Raw genomic sequence first — 19,452 nt, forward strand, 5'->3', positions numbered from 1 at the left:
CCATCACCGCGACGCCAGCGGGGCTGGGCGTGCCCACCAGGTTTCGATGGCCCAGCCCTCGCCGCCGGCGTACGGCGGCATCTCGGCTGGCCGCTGCAGCCGCCACGCGTTGTAGGCCATGCGGTGCGTGGGCGCCGACCACTGCGGAATCAGCACGTGGCTGTGCGCGATCACGCGCTCCAGCGCACGGCAGGCGGCCAAAAACGCGGGCTCGGTGTCAGCCTGCACCATGCGCGTGATCAGATCGTCCACCGCCGGGTTGGCGATGCCGGTGAAGTTGCCGGAATCCTCGGTGCGTGCCGCGGCGCTGCCAAACAGGTCGGCGTACTCCGCCCCCGGGCTGTGCGTGCCCTGGAACGCCAGCGAAATGATGTCGAAGTCGAAGGTGCGCAGACGCTGCTGGTAAAGCGCAAAGTCCACCGGCCGAAAGCGCAGCTCCACCCCGATGCGCGCAAGGTTGCGCGCCCACGGCGCGACCACGCGGGCGCCGGCTTCGTTGCTGTCCAGATACTCCAGCACCAGCGGCTGGCCCTGGGCGTTGCGCAGCGCGCCGTCGCGGTAGGTCCAGCCCGCCTCGCGCAGCAACGCCTGCGCGCGCTTGAGGTTGTCGCGCAAACGCTCCGGCGTGCCCGCCACCGGCGGCTCGGCCATGGGTCCAAACACCGCGGGCGGCACCTGATCGCGCCAGGGCTGCAGCAAGGCGCGTTGCGCGGCATCCGGCTCACCCTCGGCCGCGCAGGCCGTGTTGCCGAACAGCCCGCGCACACGCTGGTAGCTGCCGTAGAACAAGCGCTGGTTCATCCACTCGAAATCCAACGCCAGCCCCAGCGCCTGCCGCACGCGGATGTCGTCGAGCGGCGCGCGACGGGTGTTGAGCACATAGCTCTGAAACCCGGTGGGCAGCCGGTGGCGGAATTCGCCTTTGACCAGCTCGCCACGGTCGAAGCGTTTGCCGTTGACGCGCCGCGCCCAGTCGCCAGCCGAGAAAAAGCGCATCAGGTCGAACTCGCCAGCCTTGAGCGCCTCCAGCCGCGCGGTGTTGTCCTTGTAGATCTTGACCGTGATGCGGTCGAAGTTGAACGTGCCGCGCCGCACCGGCAGATCGCGTGCCCAATACTGCGGGTCGCGCACGTAGGTGATGTCTTTGCCGAACTTGACAGGCCCGATGCGGTAGGGGCCGCTGCCGATCGGGATGTCGGTGACCACCTGATCGAAGGTCTTGCGCTGGCCGGTCTTGGGGTCAACGGTGTTGCCCCACTCGCGACTGAAAATGGGCAGCCCACCCACGATCAAGGGCAACTCGCGGTTGGGCTGGCGAAAGCGAAAACGCACCGTGCGCTCGTCGAGCACGTCCACACCGGCCACGTCGGCCAGGATGGTCTTGTACGCCGGCGACGTGTGTGGGCCCGTCAGGGTCTCGAAGGTGTGGCGCACATCCGCGGCCAGCACCGGCTTGCCGTCGTGAAAGCGCGCCTGGCGCCGCAGCCGAAAGGTGGCGCTCAAGCGGTCGGGGGCGACCTCGACATCCTCTGCCAACAGACCGTACGCGGCGCCCACCTCATCGGCAGCGCCCACCAGGAGGCTGTCGAACATCAGGTCCGCCAAATAGGCCGGCGCGCTGCCGCGCAGCGTAAACGGGTTGTATTTGTCGAAGGTGGAGGTGCGCAGGCTGCTGACCAAGCGTAACTCACCCCCCTTGGGGGCATCCGGGTTGACGTAGGCAAAGTGCGCAAACCCCGGCGGGTACTGCAGCCGCCCCCACAAGGCGTAGCCGTGCGCGGCCCAGGCCAGCGGGGGCAGCACCAGCGCTGCCGCCACCCACGCGCCCCGCAGCAGGTCGCGCCACCCGGCCCGGCCGCTGTGGCGGCCCGCGCGGTGGCGGGCGAGCAGTGGGCCGGAGGCAAGTCGGGGGACGTGCATGCGACAATTCTGCAGGATTTTCTGCTACCGAGGAGCGACACCCATGGGTTTTCTGGCCGGCAAAAAACTGCTCATCACCGGCGTACTGTCCAACCGCTCGATCGCCTACGGCATCGCGCGCGCCTGTCGGGCGCAGGGCGCCGAACTTGCCTTCAGCTACGTCGGCGAGCGGTTCAAGGACCGCATCACCGAATTCGCGGCCGAGTTTGGCTCCAACCTGGTGTTCGAGTGCGACGTCAGCGATGACGCGCAGATCGAGCGGTTGTTTCGCGATCTATCGGCGCATTGGCCCACGTTCGACGGCTTCGTGCACAGCATCGGTTACGCGCCGCGCGAGGCGATCGCCGGCGACTTTCTGGATGGCTTGAGCCGCGAAGGCTTTCGCGTCGCGCACGACATCAGCGCCTACAGCTTCCCGGCCATGGCCAAGGCGGCGCGCCCGTACCTCAACGACAACGCTGCACTGCTGACACTGACCTACCTGGGCAGCATGCGCATGGTGCCGGCCTACAACACCATGGGGCTGGCCAAAGCCAGCCTGGAGGCCAGCGTGCGCTACCTGGCCGAATCACTGGGCAGCCAGCGCCGCGGCTGGCGGGTCAACGCCATCTCGGCTGGGCCCATCAAGACGCTGGCCGCCAGCGGCATCAAGGGCTTCGGCAAAATCCTCGGCGTCGTCGAACACAACGCCCCGATCCGCCGCAACGTCACCATCGACGACGTGGGCAACACCGCGGCCTTTTTGCTCAGCGACCTGGCAGCCGGCATCAGCGCCGAGATCGTGTACGTGGACGGCGGCTTTAGCCACGTGATGGGCGGCATCGCCAGCGACGACGCCGGTGCCTGAATCGGGCCCGGGTGGTGCGCCGGCGCCGCACCGGCGCGGCGTGCGTCACTTCAGATTGCCCAGATAGGCCGCCACGGCCTCGAGCTCCAGGTCGCTCAGGCGGTGCGACATGACGCGCATGATGGCGTTGTCGCGCGCCCCGCTGCCCTGCTTGAACGCCTGCACCTGCCGCATGATGTATTGCGGGTGCTGCCCCGCCAGCCGCGGCAACTCGGTCGTACCAGCGGCGCCGGGGCCGTGGCAGGTGGCACATGGCGGCAGGCCGGTGTGGCGGTTGCCGCGCTCGTACACGAAGCGGCCCACGGATAGCAGCAGCTCGTCGCCACTGGGCGTGTGCCCGGGCTTCTGGCGTGCGTAGTATTCGGCCACCGCCTCGATGTCGCTGGGGCTCAGGCCCTTGACTTTCTCGCTCATCGCGGTGCTTTTGCGCTCGCCGCTGGCAAAGGCGTGCAACTGGCGCGCCAGGTACTGCGCGTTCTGGCCGGCCAGACGCGGGAAGTTCGGCGCCACGCTCTGCCCGCAGGGGCCGTGGCAGACCGCGCAGCGGTCACGCGCGACCACCTCGCCAACCACCAACGGATCGGTGGACTGGGCCTGCACCCCCCACGCCGCCATGCCGATACCCAGCGCCGCGATCGTGCGCTGCAGCGCCGTCTGCCAGGACTTGTTCATGCCTTCCTCCAAGATGGATGCCTGGGTCACCAACGACCCGTCGTGCACCATCCTAGGGAAACCCCATAGCGAGACCTTGACGCGCGTCAACGTCGCTTCATTGGCATGCAGCGATGCGCGAATGCACGCCGGCGCGCGCAGCACCCGGCGTGCCGGCGCTCAGCGCCGCGTGGGCGGCAAGTCGGTGCAGCTGCCGTGCGCGGCTTCGGCTGCCATGCCGATGCTTTCGCCCAGGGTCGGGTGCGGGTGGATGGTGCGGCCGATGTCCACGGCATCAGCGCCCATCTCGATCGCCAGCGCAATCTCGCCGATCATGTCGCCGGCGTGGGTGCCGACGATGCCGCCGCCCACGATGCGGTGCGTGGCCTCGTCGAACAGCAGCTTGGTAAAGCCTTCGTCGCGCCCGTTGGCGATGGCGCGCCCGGAGGCACCCCACGGGAACAAGCCTTTTGTCACCGCGATGCCCTGCGCGCGCGCCTGGTCTTCGGTCAAACCGACCCAGGCGATCTCGGGGTCGGTGTAGGCCACGCTGGGGATGACCCGCGCATCGAACGCACGGCGCGCCAGGGCGGCATCGCCCAGCAACTCGCCCGCCGCCACCTCGGCCGCCACATGAGCCTCGTGCACCGCTTTGTGCGCCAGCATCGGCTGGCCGACGATGTCACCGATGGCAAAGATGTGCGCGACGTTGGTGCGCATCTGCACGTCCACCGGGATGAACCCCCGCTCGTTGACCGCCACACCGGCGTGCTCGGCGCCAATCTTGCGGCCGTTGGGCGCGCGCCCAACCGCCTGCAACACCAGGTCGTACAGGCCTTCGGCCTGGCTGCCATCGGCCCCTTCGAAACGCACGCGGATGCCGTCGGCCGTCGCTTCGGCCCCCACGGTGCGCGTGCGCAAGCGGATGTGGTCGAAGCGGTGCGCGTTCATTTTTTGCCAGACCTTGACCAGGTCGCGGTCGGCGCCGGTCATGAGCCCGTCGAGCATCTCGACGACCTCGAGCCGTGCCCCCAGGGTCGAGTACACGGTGCCCATCTCCAGCCCGATGATGCCGCCGCCGATGATGAGCATGCGCTGGGGCACGCGCGCCAGCGCCAGGGCCCCGGTGCTGTCGATGATGCGCTCGTCCTGCGGCAAAAACGGCAAGCGCACCGCCTGCGAGCCCGCGGCGATGATCGCCTTGCGAAACGCCACGACCTGGCGCCGACCGGTCTTGTCCTGGCCAGGACCGGTGGTTTCCTCGACCGCCACGTGCTGCGGTCCGACGAACGCACCGTAGCCGCGCAACACCGTCACCTTGCGCATCTTGGCCATGGCGGCCAGCCCGCCGGCGAGCTTGCCCACGACCTGGTCTTTGTGCGCGCGCAAGCGGTCGAGATCGACCGTGGGCGCCCCGAAGGTCACGCCAGCGTCGGCCAGGTGGCGCGCCTCGTCGATGACCGCGGCCACGTGCAGCAGCGCCTTGGACGGAATGCACCCGACGTTGAGGCAGACGCCACCCAACGCCGGGTAGCGCTCCACCAGCACGACCTTGAGCCCGAGGTCCGCCGCGCGAAACGCGGCCGAATAGCCGCCGGGGCCACCACCGAGCACCAGCACATCACACGCCAGGTCGGCGCCGCCCGCGTAGGCTGTGGCCGTGGCCGCCGCAGACCCACTGGCGCCCGCCGCCGCGCCGGGCGTCGCGGGCGCGGATGGGGCTGCGGCATCCGCGGTGGCGGCCCCGCCTGCGGCAGGGGTCGCAGCCGCCGCGGGTTCGGCCGGCCGCGGCGCGGCAGCGGTGGGGGCGTCGGCCGCCTCGAGCACGGCGATCAACGACCCTTCGCTGACCTTGTCGCCCAGTTGCACCTTGAGCTCGCGCACCACCCCGGCGTGGCTCGACGGAATCTCCATCGACGCCTTGTCCGACTCCACCGTGATCAGCGACTGATCCACCTGCACCGCATCGCCCGGCTTGACCAGCAGCTCAATCACCGCCACATCTTTGAAGTCCCCAATGTCCGGGACCCGAATCTCGATCGTGCCCATGCCGGCAGCCCTTTCACAGCAGGATGCGGCGGAAGTCCGCCAACAGTTGCGCCAAATAGGCGTTGAAGCGGGCAGCCGCCGCCCCGTCGATGACGCGGTGGTCCCAGGTCAGCGACAGCGGCAACATCAGGCGCGGCGTGAACTCCTTGCCGTTCCACACCGGCTCCCAGCGCGACTTGCACACGCCCAGGATCGCCACCTCGGGCGCGTTGATGATGGGCGTGAAGTAGCGCCCGCCGATGCCGCCCAGGCTGGAAATCGTGAAGGTCGCACCGCTCATGTCGGCCGGCGCCAATTTGCCCTCGCGCGCCTTGGCGGCGAGCTCGGCCATTTCGCGGCTGATCTGCAAGATGCCTTTTTGGTCCGCGCTTTTGATGACCGGCACCACCAGCCCATTGGGCGTATCGGCCGCAAAGCCAATGTTCCAGTAGCGCTTGTAGATCAACGCATCGCCACCCGAGGCCATGTCCAGCGAGCTGTTGAACTCGGGGAATTTCTGCAGCGCCGCCACGCACGCCTTGACCAGGAACGCCAGCATCGTGACCTTGACGCCGCTTTTGGCGTGCTCCTCGTTGAGCTGGACGCGAAACGCCTCGAGCTCGGTGACATCGGCATCGTCGTGGTTGGTGACCGCCGGGATCATCGCCGCGTTGCGCATCAGGTTGGCGCCGCTGATCTTTTTGATGCGGCTGAGCTCGCGCCGCTCGATGGGGCCGAACTTGGCAAAGTCCACCGTCGGCCAGGGGATGAGACCCAGCGCCGCGCCGTCGCCCGCCGCCGGCGCCGCCGGGGCTTTGGCCGCCTGGGCGCGGGTTTGCACCTCGCCCGCCATGACGGCACGGGTGAAGGCCTGCACGTCCTCCAGGGTGATGCGGCCCTTGGGGCCGGTGCCGCGCACCTCGGCCAACGGCACGCCCAGCTCGCGCGCAACCTTGCGCACGCTTGGCGAGGCATGCGGCAGGCCCAGCGGCGGGCGCGTGGGATCATGCGCGGCAGCGGCTGCGGGCACCGACGGCGCGGCAGCGGGCACCGCCGCAGTCGCGGGCGGTGGTGGCGCGGGGACGGCCACCGTGGCCAGCGACGCAGGCGCAGATGCAGACACGGGCAGCACGGGGGCCACGGCCACCTGGGGTGTCACCACGGCAGGCGCCGGCGCGGCGGGCGCCGGCTGTCCCCCAACCGATGCTGGCGCGGCGGCGGACGCCTGCGCCTCGGTCTCCAGCAGCGCCACCACCGAGCCCTCGCTGACCTTGTCGCCCAGTTGCACCTTGAGCTCGCGCACCACCCCGGCGTGGCTCGACGGAATCTCCATCGACGCCTTGTCCGACTCCACCGTGATCAGTGACTGATCCACCTGCACCGCATCGCCCGGCTTGACCAGCAGCTCAATCACCGCCACATCTTTGAAGTCCCCAATGTCCGGGACCTTGACTTCCACCAATGCCATGTCGTGCTCCCGAATCACGCGTACAAGGGGTTGGGCTTATCGGTGTCGATGCCGTATTTGGCAATCGCTTCGGCCACGCGCGCGGCAGGCACGCTGCCCTCTTCGGCCAGCGCCTTGAGCGCGGCCACCGCAATGTAGTGGCGGTCCACCTCGAAGTGGCGGCGCAGGCGGTAGCGAAAATCGCTGCGCCCAAAACCGTCCGTGCCCAGCACCTTGTAGGTGCGTCCCTTGGGCAGGAAGGGGCGGATTTGCTCGGCAAACGCCTTGACATAATCGGTGGACGCGACCACCGGCCCGGGATGGTCGCCCAGTTGCTGCGCCACGAACGGCACGCGCGGCGTCTCGGTCGGGTGCAGCAGGTTCCAGCGTTCGCAGTCCTGACCGTCGCGCGCCAGCTCCGTGAAGCTCGGGCAGCTCCAGACGTTGGCCGCCACCCCCCAGTCCTGCGCCAGCAGGGTTTGCGCCGCCAGGCTCTCGCGCAGGATGGCGCCGCTGCCCAGCAGCTGCACGCGCGGCGTGAGCTTGGGCCCCTCGCGCAGCAAATACATGCCGCGGATGATCTGCTCTTCCGTGCCCGGCGTCAGACCCGGCTGGGGGTAGTTTTCGTTGAGCAGCGTGATGTAGAAGAACACGTTGTCCTGCTGCTCCACCATGCGCTTGAGGCCGTGGTGCAGGATCACCGCCACTTCGTGCGCGAACGTGGGGTCGTAGCTGACGCAGTTGGGGATGGTGGCCGCGATCATGTGGCTGTGGCCGTCTTCGTGCTGCAAGCCCTCGCCGTTGAGCGTGGTGCGTCCGCTGGTGCCCCCGAGCAAAAAGCCGCGCGCCTGCATATCCCCGGCCGCCCAGGCCAGATCGCCAAAGCGCTGGAAGCCAAACATCGAGTAGTAAATGAAGAACGGGATCATGATGCGGTTGTTCGTCGAGTACGACGTCGCCGCGGCGATCCACGAACTCATCCCACCGGCCTCGTTGATGCCCTCCTGCAGGATCTGGCCGGCCTGGTCCTCCTTGTAGTACATGACCTGGTCCTTGTCGACCGGGGTGTAGAGCTGGCCCTTGGGGTTGTAGATGCCGATCTGGCGAAACAACCCCTCCATGCCAAAGGTGCGCGCCTCGTCCACGAGGATGGGCACGACGCGCGGGCCCAGCGCCTGGTCACGCAGCAACTGGGTCAAAAAGCGCACATAGGCCTGCGTGGTGCTGATTTCGCGCCCCTCAGGCGTGGGCTCGAGCACGGCCTTGAAGGTTTGCAGCGAGGGCACCGTGAACTGCTCGTCGCTGCGCACACGCCGGCGCGGCAAATAGCCGCCCAGGGCCTTGCGCCGCTCGTGCAGGTAGCGCATCTCGGGCGTGTCGTCGGCCGGCTTGTAAAACGGGATCTTGGGCAGCTCGCTGTCCGGGATCGGGATGTTGAAGCGGTCGCGGAAGTAGCGGATGTCCTCGTCCGAGAGCTTCTTGGTCTGGTGCGCGGTGTTCTTGCCCTCCCCCGCGCGGCCCATGCCGTAGCCCTTGACGGTTTTGACCAGAATGACCGTGGGCTGGCCCTTGTGGTGGTAGGCGCGGTGAAACGCCGCATACACCTTGCGCGCATCGTGGCCGCCACGGCGCAGGGCCCAGATTTCCTCGTCGCTCATCTTGGCCACCAGCTCCAGCGCCTTGGGGTGGCGGCCAAAGAAGTGCTTGCGCACGTAAGCGCCATCGTTGGCCTTGAACGCCTGGTAGTCGCCGTCGAGCGTCTCCATCATGATGCGGCGCAGCACCCCTTCCTTGTCGCGCGCCAGCAACGGGTCCCAGTTGCTGCCCCACAGCAGCTTGATGACGTTCCAGCCCGCCCCGCGAAAATCGCCTTCGAGCTCCTGGATGATCTTGCCGTTGCCGCGCACCGGGCCGTCCAGGCGCTGCAGGTTGCAGTTGACGACGAAGATCAGGTTGTCCAGCCCTTCGCGCGCGGCCAGGCCGATGGCGCCCATGCTCTCGGGCTCGTCCATCTCGCCATCGCCGCAAAACACCCACACCTTGCGCCGGGCCGTGTCGGCAATGCCGCGCGCGTGCAGGTATTTGAGGAAGCGCGCCTGGTAGATGCCCATGATCGGGCCCAGCCCCATGCTGACCGTTGGAAACTGCCAAAACTCGGGCATCAGCTTCGGATGGGGGTAGCTGGACAGCCCCTTGCCCTCGACCTCCTGGCGGAAGTTGAGCAGCTGCTCTTCGGTGATGCGCCCTTCCAGGTAGGCGCGGGCGTAAATGCCCGGCGCACTGTGCCCCTGGATGTAGAGCAGGTCGCCGCCGTGGGTGCCCCCCTGGTCGGTGTCGTCGGCGTGCCAGAAGTGGTTGAAGCCGCACGCCAGCAGGTGCGCCAGCGACTGAAACGAGCTGATATGTCCGCCCAACTCGCTGCCGTCCGGGGCGTGCAGCCGGTTGGCCTTGACCACCATCGCCATGGCGTTCCAGCGCATGTAGGCACGCAGCCGCCCTTCCAGCTCCAGGTTGCCGGGGCTGCGCTCTTCCTCATCCGGCTCGATGGTGTTGACGTAGCCGGTGGTGGCGGAAAACGGCAGGTCGATGCTGTGTTCGCGTGCTTCTTCCAGCAGTTGTTCGAGCAGGAAGTGCGCGCGCTCGGCACCCTCGCGCTCGATGACGGCGTCGAGCGCATCGAGCCACTCGCGCGTTTCTTGCGGATCGGCATCCGGCGCCACCAGCGCGGAAATCGGCGGAACGTCTTGGGACATGGTGTCGTCTCCTCAAAAGCCCAGCAACAGCGTACGGCGCGAGCGCGCCGTTGTCCACGAAGTGTCGCACGAAAATCGCCAATTTCCAAACTATGGTTTTTATTTTTATATTGTGAAATTTTTGTACCGCGCGCGTTCGCGCACGCTCGCCCCGCCGTTCACAATGCTAGGGTTTGCCCTAAACTGTCGTGCCATGGTCCAACCCCACAGCACCGACGCCGAACGCGCACCCCTGCGCTGGTGGCGCGCGCCACGGCTGTGGTGGCGCCAGTGGTGGGACCGCTTGCCCCCGCACCGCCAGGATCGCTTGGCGGTGCTCGGGCCGGTGCTGTCGGTGCTGCTTTTTCTGACGGCGATCTTTTCGGCGCTGGGCTACTTCAGCCAACAGGAGGCCGACCGCGAGCAAGAAGCCGTCGTGCGCGACACCGAGTACGCGCAACAGCGCTTGCGCCTGCGGCTGCTGGAGCGGCAGGAAAAGCTCATGCGCATGGCACGCGACATCGCCAACCGCTCGATCGAAGAAACGGAGTTCGTCTTCCAGGCCGAGGAGCTGGTGGCGCAAAACCCCGACGTGCTGGCGGTGCACTGGATCGGGCCGTACCGCGAGGTGGTCACCGGCTACACCGCCCCGGGAGCGCCAGCGCATGCCCACCGCCGCGCGGGCGAGACGCTGCCGCCCAACACCACCGGTGGTGCGTTTGACCTGGCGCGCGACCTGCACCAGCCGATCTACTCACGGCCACTGCCCTGGCCCGACGGGGGCAGCACGCTCATGGTGCTGATCCCGTTCGAGGACCAGCGCCGCTTTGGTGGTGCCGTGATGGCCGAGTACGACATTGCCGGTTTGCTGCGCTATGGCGTGCCGGCGGAGGTGTTGGCGCGCTACGCCGTCACGCTGGTCGGCGAGGATGGCACGCTGTACGCGGGCACCCCCCTCAAACCGTTGACGACGCCGCTGTCGCGCCTGCCGTGGGCGCCGCGCCCGCAGCGCCACGAACTGCCCGTTTCCCCGATCGGCAACAGCCTGCTGATCCGCGCCGAGGGCTTGCGTGCCGACCGTGACTGGGGCAGCGAAGCGCTGTTTTGGATCGTGGGGGCGATGAGCGTGGCCACCATCTGGATGCTGCTGGGCAACATGCGCCACACACGCCGGCGTCTGCAAGCGCAACGCGCCCTGGTGGCCGAGACCAACTTCCGCCGCGCCATGGAAAACTCGATGCTCACCGGCATGCGGGCGCTGGACATGGAGGGGCGCATCACCTACGTCAACCGCGCTTTTTGCGACATGACCGGCTGGAGCGAGGAGGAGCTCATCGGCGCCAGCGCCCCCTTCCCCTACTGGCCGGAGCACGAACACGACACCCTCATGGCGCGGCTGCAGGACGAAATCGCAGGCCGCAACACCCCGGGCGGCTTCGAGGTGCCGGTCAAGCGCAAAAACGGCAGCATCTTCTACGCGCGCATGTACGTCTCGCCGCTGATCGACGCGCAGGGTCGCCAGACCGGCTGGATGACGTCGATGACCGACATCACCGAGCCCAAGCGCATCCGCGAAGAGCTCAGCGCCTCGTACGACCGTTTTGCCACCGTGCTCGACAGCCTGGATGAGGCGATCTCGGTCGCGCCGCTGCACAGCCACGAGCTGTTGTTTGCCAACCGCATGTACCGCAACTGGTTTGGCGAAGGCTCTGCCGGCCACGAGCGGATGTTGGAGCTGTGCGCCTCGGTGCCCGTGCTGCCGCCGCAGGACCACCACGACCAGGTCGACAGCCTCATGGGGCTGCCTGCCGACGCGCTGGTGGAGGCGGTGGCCGAGCATGCGCAAATCCTGGTGCCCGAACTGGGCAAATGGCTGGAGGTGCGCACCCGCTACCTGACCTGGGTGGACGGGCGGCTGGTGCAAATGCTCATCGCCACCGACATCACCGCGCGCCACCAGGCCGAAGAACAAGCGGCCCTGCAAGCGGAGCGCGCCGAAACCGCCAGCCGCCTCATCACGATGGGCGAGATGGCCTCCAGCGTGGCGCACGAACTCAACCAACCGCTGACCGCGATCAGCAACTACGCCAGCGGCATGATCAGCCGGTTGCAAAAGGGGCACATCAGCCCGCAGGACTTGCTGGGCGCGCTGGAGAAAACCGCCCGCCAGGCGCAACGCGCCGGCCAAATCATCCAGCGCATCCGCGCGTTCGTCAAAAAGAGCGAGCCCAACCCCACGCTGTCGGACGTGGCGCAGATGGTGAGCAACGCCACCGAACTCGCCGACATCGAACTGCGCCGCCACATGGTGCGTCTCAACACCTACGTGGCGGCGCGTCTGCCACGCCTGATGGTGGACCCGATTTTGATCGAGCAAGTGCTCATCAACCTGCTCAAAAACGGCGGTGAATCGATCCAGCAGGCGCAACGTCCGCCGGGTCAGCGGCACATCGAGCTGCAGGTGGTGCCGCGCACGGTCGACGGCCGCCCCGGGGTGGAGTTCACCGTACGCGACAGCGGCGGGGGCATCCCCCAGGAGCGCCTCGACCGCATCTACGAAGCCTTCTACAGCACCAAGAGCGAGGGCATGGGCATCGGCCTCAAGCTGTGCCGCTCCATCATCGAGTCGCACCACGGCCGGCTGGTGGCGCGCAACCTCTACAATGGCGACGCGATTGTCGGCTGCGAATTCTCGTTCTGGATTCCGGAGCCGCCGCCCGAGGCGTCCGCTCCGCTTGCCCCCCGATCAACCGAAACGCAGACGACGCCTGAAGGAACATGATGAGCCTGACGCCCAAACGCGCAACCGTGTACGTGGTCGATGACGATGAAGCCGTGCGCGACTCGCTGCAATGGCTGCTGGAGGGGCGGGACTACCGCGTGCGCTGTTTCGAATCGGCCGAAGCCTTCCTGGCCCGCTACGACCCGCGCGAAGTGGCCTGCCTGATTGCCGACATCCGCATGGGTGGCATGAGTGGCATGGAACTGCAACAGCGGCTGCTCGAGCGCCACTCACCGCTGCCCATTTGCTTCATCACGGGCCATGGCGACGTGCCCATGGCGGTGGAGTCGATGAAAAAAGGCGCGATCGACTTCATCCAAAAGCCGTTCGACGAAGCGCTACTGCTGGCGCTGGTCGAAAAGATGGTCGACATTGCGCATGAGGCCTTTGCCGTGCACCAGCAAGCGGCCACGCGCGAAGCGCTGCTGGCCAAGCTCACCACGCGCGAGTCGCAGGTGCTCGAGCGCATCGTCGCCGGGCGGCTCAACAAGCAAATCGCCGACGATCTGGGCATCAGCATCAAGACGGTGGAAGCCCACCGCGCCAACATCATGGAAAAGCTGGGCGCCAACACGGTGGCCGACCTGCTCAAAATCGCCCTTGCCCCCACCCCCACGAAAGTCTGATTCATGGCAGCCCAACTCATCGACGGCGCGGCGCTGTCGCGCCTGTGGCGCGCGCGCCTGAGCGAACGTGTGACGGCGCTCAAAGCGCGCGGCACCCTGCCCGGGCTTGCGGTCATCCTGGTTGGCGACAACCCCGCCAGCCAGGTCTACGTCCGCAACAAGGTCAAAGCCTGCCAGGAGGTGGGCATCCACTCCGTGCTGGAGACCTACCCCGCCAGCCTGACCGAAGACGCGCTGCTGGCGCGCGTGCGTGCCCTCAACGCCGACCCCGCGATCCACGGCATCCTGGTGCAGCTGCCGCTGCCGGCGCACATCGATGCGCAGCGCGTCATCGAGACCATCGCCCCTGAAAAAGACGTCGATGGCTTTCACGTCGCCAACGCCGGCGCCCTGATGGTGGGGCGGCCTGGCTTTTGGCCCTGCACCCCCTACGGTTGCATGAAAATGTTGGAGCACATCGGCTGCGACCCGTGCGGCAAGCACGCCGTGGTCATCGGGCGCAGCAACATCGTCGGCAAGCCCATGGCGCTGATGCTGCTGCAGGCCAACGCCACGGTCACCATCTGCCACAGCGCCACCGCGGATTTGGCGCACCACACCCGCCAGGCCGACATCGTCGTGGCGGCAGTGGGCAAACGCAACGTGTTGACGGCCGACATGGTCAAGCCGGGCGCCGTGGTCATCGACGTCGGCATGAACCGCGACGAGGCGGGCAAGCTGTGCGGCGACGTGGACTTCGAGGGGGTGCGTCAGGTGGCCGGGTGGATCACCCCGGTGCCCGGGGGCGTGGGCCCCATGACGATCACGATGCTGCTGCTCAACACGGTGGAAGCGGCCGAGCGCGCCGCGCGCTGAGCCGCCCCGACAGCGGGCGGCTGGCCGCCTAGCCGCGCCGCGCGGTCAGCCACCACAGGCTGCGCAGCGCGCACAGCCACTGCAGCGCCACCAAAACGCTGCCGATGCCGTGCCACAGCGCCAGGCTGGCGCCGGTTTGGCGGGCGGTCAGGATGCGCTGGGCCACGCCAAACTCCTGCACCAAACCGGCCAGCGCCCCCAGCAACAGCCACGGCAGCAAGGCCCAGCTCGCATCGCCCGCGGCGCCACGCCCGCGCTGCGCCCGCCCCCACAGCAGCAACAGCAACGCCGCCCCCACCGCCACATACGACTGCACCTGAAACAAGCGCGCCGCCATGCCACCGGCCACCGCCGGGTTGTTGAAGTGCTGAAACAGCAGCGGCACGGCCACGAAGCTCAGCCCCGTGGTCAGGCCCCACCACAGGGCCGCCACCAACACCGGCCAGCGATCACGCCACGCCATGCGCCACCTGCCCGCGTTGCGCCAACGGGTTCATTCGTAGCGCACGGCCACGATCTCGTAGCGCCGCACGCCGTTGGGGGCCTGCACCTCGGCCACGTCGCCCTCTTCCTTGCCGATGAGGGCACGCGCAATCGGGCTGGAGACGTTGATCAGCCCGAGCTTCAGGTCGGCCTCGTCCTCCCCGACGATCTGGTAGGTGACGGTCTCGCCGGTGGCTTCGTCCTCCAGCTCCACGGTGGCGCCAAACACCACCTTGCCGCCGGCATCGAGTTGCGCCGGATCGATGATCTGGGCCGCGGCGAGCTTGCCCTCGATTTCCTTGATGCGCCCCTCGATGAAGCCCTGGCGGTCTTTGGCGGCGTCGTATTCGGCGTTTTCGCTCAGGTCGCCTTGCGCACGCGCCTCGGCGATGGCCTGGATCACGGCCGGGCGCTCGACGGTTTTGAGGCGATGCAGCTCCTCCTTGAGCTTGTCGGCACCGCGTTTGGTCAACGGAATGGTCGGCATGGCTGTTTGTCCCACAAAAGCAAACCGCCGAGCGTTGCCGGTCGGCGGTGTCGAATCGGGCGCAATGATAACCGGTTTGCCCGCGGTGGCCTACGGCGGCCGCCATGGGGTTTGCCCGCGGCGGCCATGCCGCATCACGCCAACTGGGCGTGCAACTCGGCCAGTGCGTACACCGGCAGTTCGTCCATGACCTTCATGCCCTCGACCGCGGCCTCGGCACCAAAGAGGGTGGTGAACGTCGTGACGCGGTGTGCCAGGGACGCCACGCGGATGTAGCGCGAGTCGGCGATGGCGTTGCGGCGCTCCTCCACCGTGTTGATGACCATGGCGATGTCGCCGTTTTTGATCATGTCCACGATGTTGGGCCGGCCCTCGGTGACCTTGTTGACCACGGTGCAGGCGATGCCAGCGGCCTGGATCGCGGCGGCGGTGCCGCGCGTGGCCACGAGTTCGAAGCCCATGGCCGCCAGGTCACGCGCGATGGCCACCACGCGCTGCTTGTCGCCGGGCTTGACCGACAAAAAGATCTTGCGCACCGGGTCGCTGGGGCGTGGCAGGCGCACGCCGGCGGCCAATTGGCTCTTGACGAAGGCCTCGCCAAAGCTGCGGCCCACGCCCATGACCTCGCCAGTGGATTTCATCTCCGGCCCCAGGATGGTGTCCACCCCCGGGAACTTGACGAACGGGAACACCGCCTCCTTGACGCTGAAGTACGGCGGCGTGACCTCGCGGCTGACGCCCTGCTGCGCCAGGGTCTGACCGGCCATGCAGCGCGCCGCGACCTTGGCCAGCTGGATCCCGGTGGCCTTGGAGACAAAGGGCACGGTGCGGCTGGCGCGCGGGTTGACCTCCAGCACATAGATGACATCACGCTTGACGCCGCCTTCTTCCACCTCCTGGATCGCAAACTGCACGTTCATCAGGCCCACGACCTGCAGCGCCTCGGCCAGCGCCGCGGTCTGGCGCTTGATCTCGGCCACGGTGGCCGCCGACAGGTAGTACGGCGACAGCGAACACGCCGAGTCCCCCGAGTGCACACCGGCTTGCTCGATGTGCTCCATCACGCCGCCGATGAGCACCTGGCCCGCCGCGTCGCGGATGCAGTCCACATCGCACTCGATGGCGTCGTTGAGGAAGCGGTCCAGCAACACGGGGGAGTCGTTGCTGACCTTGACCGCTTCGCGCATGTAGCGCTCCAGGTCGCGCGGCTCGTGCACGATTTCCATCGCGCGCCCACCCAGCACATAGCTGGGGCGCACGACCAGCGGGTAGCCGAGCTCGGCCGCCTTGTCCATCGCTTCGGCCTCGGTGCGGGCGGTGGCGTTGGGCGGCTGCTTCAGGCCCAGCTGGTGCAGCATGCGCTGGAAGCGCTCGCGGTCCTCGGCGGCGTCGATCATGTCGGGCGAGGTGCCGATGATGGGCACCCCGGCACGCTCCAGCCCCAGCGCGAGCTTGAGCGGCGTTTGACCGCCGTACTGCACGATCACGCCCTCGGGCTGTTCGACGGCCACGATCTCGAGCACGTCCTCCAGCGTCAGCGGCTCGAAGTAGAGCCGGTCGCTGGTGTCGTAGTCGGTGGAGACGGTCTCGGGGTTGCAGTTGACCATGATGGTCTCGTAGCCGTCCTCACGCAGCGCCAGCGCCGCGTGCACGCAGCAGTAGTCGAACTCGATCCCCTGGCCGATGCGGTTGGGCCCGCCACCCAGCACGATGATCTTGCGCCGCTGGCTGGGCTGTGCCTCGCACTCCTGCTCGTAGGTGGAGTACAGGTAGGCGGTGGTGGTGGCAAATTCGGCCGCGCAGGTGTCCACGCGCTTGTAGACCGGGCGGATGCCCAACGCGTGGCGGCGCGCGCGCACCGCCTGTTCGGTGGTGGCCAGCAGCTTGGCCAGGCGCCGGTCCGAGAAGCCCTTGCGCTTGAGCGTGCGCAGCGTCGCCACATCCAGCGCCTGCAGCGCTTGCGCCCCGTGGGCGGCGGTGTGGCGGTCCAGCGCCAGCTCGATCTGCACGATCTCCTGAATCTGCACCAGGAACCACTTGTCGATCTTGGTGAAGTGGTGCACCTCGTCGAGCGACCAGCCGGCCGCAAACGCATCGCCCACGTACCAAATGCGCTCCGGCCCCGGCTCACCCAGCTCGCGCTCGAGGGTCTCGCGGTCCTGGGTCTTTTCGTTCATGCCATCGACGCCGACCTCCAGCCCGCGCAGCGCCTTCTGAAAGCTCTCCTGGAAGGTGCGGCCGATCGCCATCACCTCGCCCACCGACTTCATTTGCGTGGTCAGGCGGTCGTTGGCCTGCGGGAATTTCTCGAACGCAAAGCGCGGGATCTTGGTGACCACGTAGTCGATGGTCGGCTCGAACGACGCCGGCGTGGCGCCGCCGGTGATGTCGTTGCGCAGTTCATCGAGCGTGTAGCCCACAGCCAGCTTGGCCGCCACCTTGGCAATCGGAAAGCCCGTGGCCTTGGACGCCAGTGCTGAGGAGCGGCTCACGCGCGGGTTCATCTCGATGACGATCATGCGCCCGTCGGCCGGGTTGATCGCGAACTGCACGTTGGAGCCACCGGTGTCCACCCCGATTTCGCGCAGCACGGCGATGGAGGCGTCGCGCATGCGCTGGTACTCCTTGTCGGTCAGCGTCTGCGCCGGCGCCACCGTGATCGAGTCGCCGGTGTGCACCCCCATGGGGTCGAGGTTTTCGATCGAGCAAACGATGATGCAGTTGTCGGCCTTGTCGCGCACCACCTCCATCTCGAATTCTTTCCAGCCGACCAGGGACTCCTCGATCAGCAGCTCGGACGTCGGCGAGGCTTCCAGCCCGCGCTTGCAGATGGTCTCGAACTCCTCCGGGTTGTAGGCGATGCCACCGCCCGTGCCGCCGAGCGTGAAGCTGGGGCGGATCACGCAGGGAAAGCCCACCGTGCGCTGCACCGCCCAGGCCTCTTCCATGCTGTGCGCGATGCCCGAGCGCGCCGACTCCAGCCCGATGCGCGTCATCGCCTCCTTGAATTTTTGGCGATCTTCGGCCTTGTCGATGGCCTCGGGGCGCGCGCCGATGAGTTCGCAGCCGTAACGCTGCAGCACGCCGTGGCGCCAGAGGTCCAGCGCGCAGTTGAGTGCGGTTTGCCCCCCCATGGTGGGCAGGATGGCGTCGGGGCGCTCCTTGGCGATGATCTTTTCGACCGTCTGCCAGGTGATCGGCTCGATGTAGATCGCATCGGCCGTGGCCGGGTCGGTCATGATCGTCGCCGGGTTGCTGTTGATCAGGACGACGCGGTAACCCTCCTCGCGCAGGGCCTTGCAGGCTTGCACGCCGGAGTAGTCGAATTCACACGCCTGGCCAATGACGATGGGGCCGGCGCCAATGATGAGGATGCTGTGGAGGTCGGTGCGCTTGGGCATGGCATCACTTTCCGGCAGCGGCCATGAGGGCCGTGAAGCGGTCGAACAGGTAGGCGATGTCGTGCGGCCCGGGGCTGGCCTCAGGGTGTCCCTGGAAGCCAAACGCGGGCCGGTCGGTGCGGGCAATGCCTTGCAGCGTGCCGTCGAACAGGCTCACGTGGGTGGCGCGCAGCGTTGGCGGCAGGCTGGCCGCATCGACGGCAAAGCCGTGGTTTTGGCTGGTGATGCTCACGCGGCCCGTGTCCAGGTCCTTGACCGGGTGGTTGGCGCCGTGGTGGCCAAACTTCATCTTGAAGGTGCGCGCGCCGCTGGCCAGGGCCATGATCTGGTGGCCCAGGCAAATGCCAAAGGTGGGCACACCACGCTCGATGAGGGTGGCCGCGGCGGCGATGGCGTAGTCGCATGGCTGCGGGTCACCGGGCCCGTTGGAGAGGAACACGCCATCCGGCTGCAGCGCCAGCACGTCGGCCGCGGGCGTCTGCGCGGGCACCACGGTGATGCGGCAGCCACGCTCGGCCAGCATGCGCAGGATGTTGTACTTGACGCCAAAGTCGTAGGCCACGACGTGAAACCGGGGCTGCGTCAGCTGGCCGTAGCCACGGCCGCCATCGGCACGCGCCAGGCGCCACTCGGTCTGCGTCCATTCGTAGGGCGCGCGGGTGGTGACCACGCGCGCCAGATCCAACCCGGCCATGCTGGGGGCGGCCTGCGCGGCAGCCACCGCCTGCGCGCGCACCGTGTCGGTGAGCGCGTCGCCCTCGCGCAGGGCCACGATGGCACCGTTTTGCGCGCCTTTTTCGCGCAGGTGGCGCGTCAGCGCCCGGGTGTCGAGCCCGGCAATGGCGACGATGCCCTCGCGGCGCAGGTACTCGCCCAGGGACTGATCGGCGCGGAAGTTGGCGTGGAGCTGGGGCAGGTCTTTGATGATCAGGCCGGCAGCCTGGATGGCGCCGGATTCGACGTCCTCGTCGTTGACCCCAACGTTGCCAATGTGCGGATACGTGAGGGTCACGATCTGCTGGCGGTAGCTGGGGTCGGTGAGGATTTCCTGATAGCCGGTCAGCGCGGTGTTGAACACCACTTCACCGACGGTCTGGCCGGTCGAACCGATGGCCACACCTTCAAAGACCGTGCCGTCTGCGAGCGCGAGGATGGCGGGTGCGAAGACGGGAAACACGGACACTCTCCAGGAA

General features: G+C 67.7%; 13 protein-coding genes. 4 read left to right on the forward strand and 9 right to left on the reverse strand.

What is annotated here, in order from left to right; genetic code table 11:
* Positions 1-3 precede the first annotated feature (3 nt).
* Entirely contained in the window at positions 4-1,920 is a 1,917-nt protein-coding gene (locus Tther_RS00405; RefSeq protein ID WP_143899718.1) for an extracellular solute-binding protein, read from the reverse strand.
* Between the two features lie 43 nt (positions 1,921-1,963).
* Between Tther_RS00405 and fabI the strand changes: the two genes are divergently transcribed.
* Positions 1,964-2,767, forward strand: a complete 804-nt coding sequence (gene fabI / locus Tther_RS00410; protein WP_143899720.1) for an enoyl-ACP reductase FabI — start codon at positions 1,964-1,966, stop codon at positions 2,765-2,767.
* A gap of 45 nt (positions 2,768-2,812) precedes the next feature.
* On the opposite strand, the gene Tther_RS00415 is transcribed toward fabI, so the two are convergent.
* From Tther_RS00415 to aceE, 4 genes are all read right to left on the reverse strand, one after another.
* Positions 2,813-3,439 (reverse strand): c-type cytochrome, encoded by a 627-nt coding sequence (locus tag Tther_RS00415; protein WP_185974952.1) that lies wholly within the window; start codon positions 3,437-3,439, stop codon positions 2,813-2,815.
* A 159-nt stretch (positions 3,440-3,598) separates the two neighbouring features.
* Entirely contained in the window at positions 3,599-5,467 is a 1,869-nt protein-coding gene (gene lpdA / locus Tther_RS00420) for a dihydrolipoyl dehydrogenase (protein ID WP_143899725.1), read from the reverse strand.
* A 13-nt stretch (positions 5,468-5,480) separates the two neighbouring features.
* Entirely contained in the window at positions 5,481-6,914 is a 1,434-nt protein-coding gene (locus tag Tther_RS00425; RefSeq protein ID WP_143899727.1) for a dihydrolipoyllysine-residue acetyltransferase, read from the reverse strand.
* Positions 6,915-6,928: 14 nt separating this feature from the next.
* The gene (gene aceE / locus Tther_RS00430) at positions 6,929-9,646 is read right to left on the reverse strand and encodes a pyruvate dehydrogenase (acetyl-transferring), homodimeric type (RefSeq protein ID WP_143899729.1); all 2,718 of its coding nucleotides are present in this window, start codon (positions 9,644-9,646) and stop codon (positions 6,929-6,931) included.
* A gap of 193 nt (positions 9,647-9,839) precedes the next feature.
* Here aceE and Tther_RS00435 point away from each other — a divergent pair, with 193 nt between their 5' ends.
* Genes Tther_RS00435 through folD form a run of 3 tightly spaced genes read left to right on the forward strand, consistent with a single transcriptional unit; the run spans position 9,840 to position 13,888 of the window.
* Positions 9,840-12,407 carry a PAS domain-containing sensor histidine kinase gene (locus Tther_RS00435; protein WP_143899732.1) on the forward strand — a complete coding sequence of 856 codons (2,568 nt, stop codon included), beginning with the start codon at positions 9,840-9,842 and terminating at the stop codon, positions 12,405-12,407.
* Positions 12,407-13,033, forward strand: coding sequence for a response regulator transcription factor (locus Tther_RS00440; RefSeq protein ID WP_143899734.1), 627 nt, complete (start codon positions 12,407-12,409; stop codon positions 13,031-13,033). The genes Tther_RS00435 and Tther_RS00440 overlap by 1 nt, the downstream gene beginning before the upstream one ends.
* Before the next feature lie 3 nt (positions 13,034-13,036).
* Positions 13,037-13,888: a bifunctional methylenetetrahydrofolate dehydrogenase/methenyltetrahydrofolate cyclohydrolase FolD gene (folD, locus tag Tther_RS00445; protein ID WP_143899737.1), complete on the forward strand. Its 852-nt coding sequence runs from the start codon at positions 13,037-13,039 to the stop codon at positions 13,886-13,888.
* A gap of 28 nt (positions 13,889-13,916) precedes the next feature.
* Here the strand turns inward: folD and Tther_RS00450 are convergent, their stop codons facing one another.
* The 4 genes from Tther_RS00450 to carA form a co-directional block, all read right to left on the reverse strand.
* The gene (locus Tther_RS00450; RefSeq protein ID WP_143899739.1) at positions 13,917-14,351 is read right to left on the reverse strand and encodes a DUF4149 domain-containing protein; all 435 of its coding nucleotides are present in this window, start codon (positions 14,349-14,351) and stop codon (positions 13,917-13,919) included.
* A gap of 30 nt (positions 14,352-14,381) precedes the next feature.
* The gene (gene greA, locus Tther_RS00455; protein WP_068606326.1) at positions 14,382-14,858 is read right to left on the reverse strand and encodes a transcription elongation factor GreA; all 477 of its coding nucleotides are present in this window, start codon (positions 14,856-14,858) and stop codon (positions 14,382-14,384) included.
* 134 nt (positions 14,859-14,992) lie between these two features.
* Positions 14,993-18,259, reverse strand: a complete 3,267-nt coding sequence (carB, locus tag Tther_RS00460; protein WP_143899741.1) for a carbamoyl-phosphate synthase large subunit — start codon at positions 18,257-18,259, stop codon at positions 14,993-14,995.
* 4 nt (positions 18,260-18,263) lie between these two features.
* Positions 18,264-19,436, reverse strand: coding sequence for a glutamine-hydrolyzing carbamoyl-phosphate synthase small subunit (gene carA, locus Tther_RS00465; protein WP_185974953.1), 1,173 nt, complete (start codon positions 19,434-19,436; stop codon positions 18,264-18,266).
* Positions 19,437-19,452 lie beyond the last annotated feature (16 nt).

This window comes from Tepidimonas thermarum (assembly GCF_007556705.1).
Taxonomy (GTDB): Bacteria; Pseudomonadota; Gammaproteobacteria; order Burkholderiales; family Burkholderiaceae_C; genus Tepidimonas; species Tepidimonas thermarum.

What these genes read in the sequence shown, in the direction of transcription:
- Tther_RS00435 (WP_143899732.1), top strand. Translation starts at nt 9,840, where the DNA reads ATGGTCCAACCCCACAGCACCGACGCCGAACGCGCACCCCTGCGCTGG.
- Tther_RS00415 (WP_185974952.1), bottom strand. Translation starts at nt 3,439, where the DNA reads ATGAACAAGTCCTGGCAGACGGCGCTGCAGCGCACGATCGCGGCGCTG.
- Tther_RS00450 (WP_143899739.1), bottom strand. Translation starts at nt 14,351, where the DNA reads ATGGCGTGGCGTGATCGCTGGCCGGTGTTGGTGGCGGCCCTGTGGTGG.
- Tther_RS00405 (WP_143899718.1), bottom strand. Translation starts at nt 1,920, where the DNA reads ATGCACGTCCCCCGACTTGCCTCCGGCCCACTGCTCGCCCGCCACCGC.
- aceE (WP_143899729.1), bottom strand. Translation starts at nt 9,646, where the DNA reads ATGTCCCAAGACGTTCCGCCGATTTCCGCGCTGGTGGCGCCGGATGCC.
- folD (WP_143899737.1), top strand. Translation starts at nt 13,037, where the DNA reads ATGGCAGCCCAACTCATCGACGGCGCGGCGCTGTCGCGCCTGTGGCGC.
- Tther_RS00440 (WP_143899734.1), top strand. Translation starts at nt 12,407, where the DNA reads ATGAGCCTGACGCCCAAACGCGCAACCGTGTACGTGGTCGATGACGAT.
- greA (WP_068606326.1), bottom strand. Translation starts at nt 14,858, where the DNA reads ATGCCGACCATTCCGTTGACCAAACGCGGTGCCGACAAGCTCAAGGAG.
- lpdA (WP_143899725.1), bottom strand. Translation starts at nt 5,467, where the DNA reads ATGGGCACGATCGAGATTCGGGTCCCGGACATTGGGGACTTCAAAGAT.
- Tther_RS00425 (WP_143899727.1), bottom strand. Translation starts at nt 6,914, where the DNA reads ATGGCATTGGTGGAAGTCAAGGTCCCGGACATTGGGGACTTCAAAGAT.
- fabI (WP_143899720.1), top strand. Translation starts at nt 1,964, where the DNA reads ATGGGTTTTCTGGCCGGCAAAAAACTGCTCATCACCGGCGTACTGTCC.
- carB (WP_143899741.1), bottom strand. Translation starts at nt 18,259, where the DNA reads ATGCCCAAGCGCACCGACCTCCACAGCATCCTCATCATTGGCGCCGGC.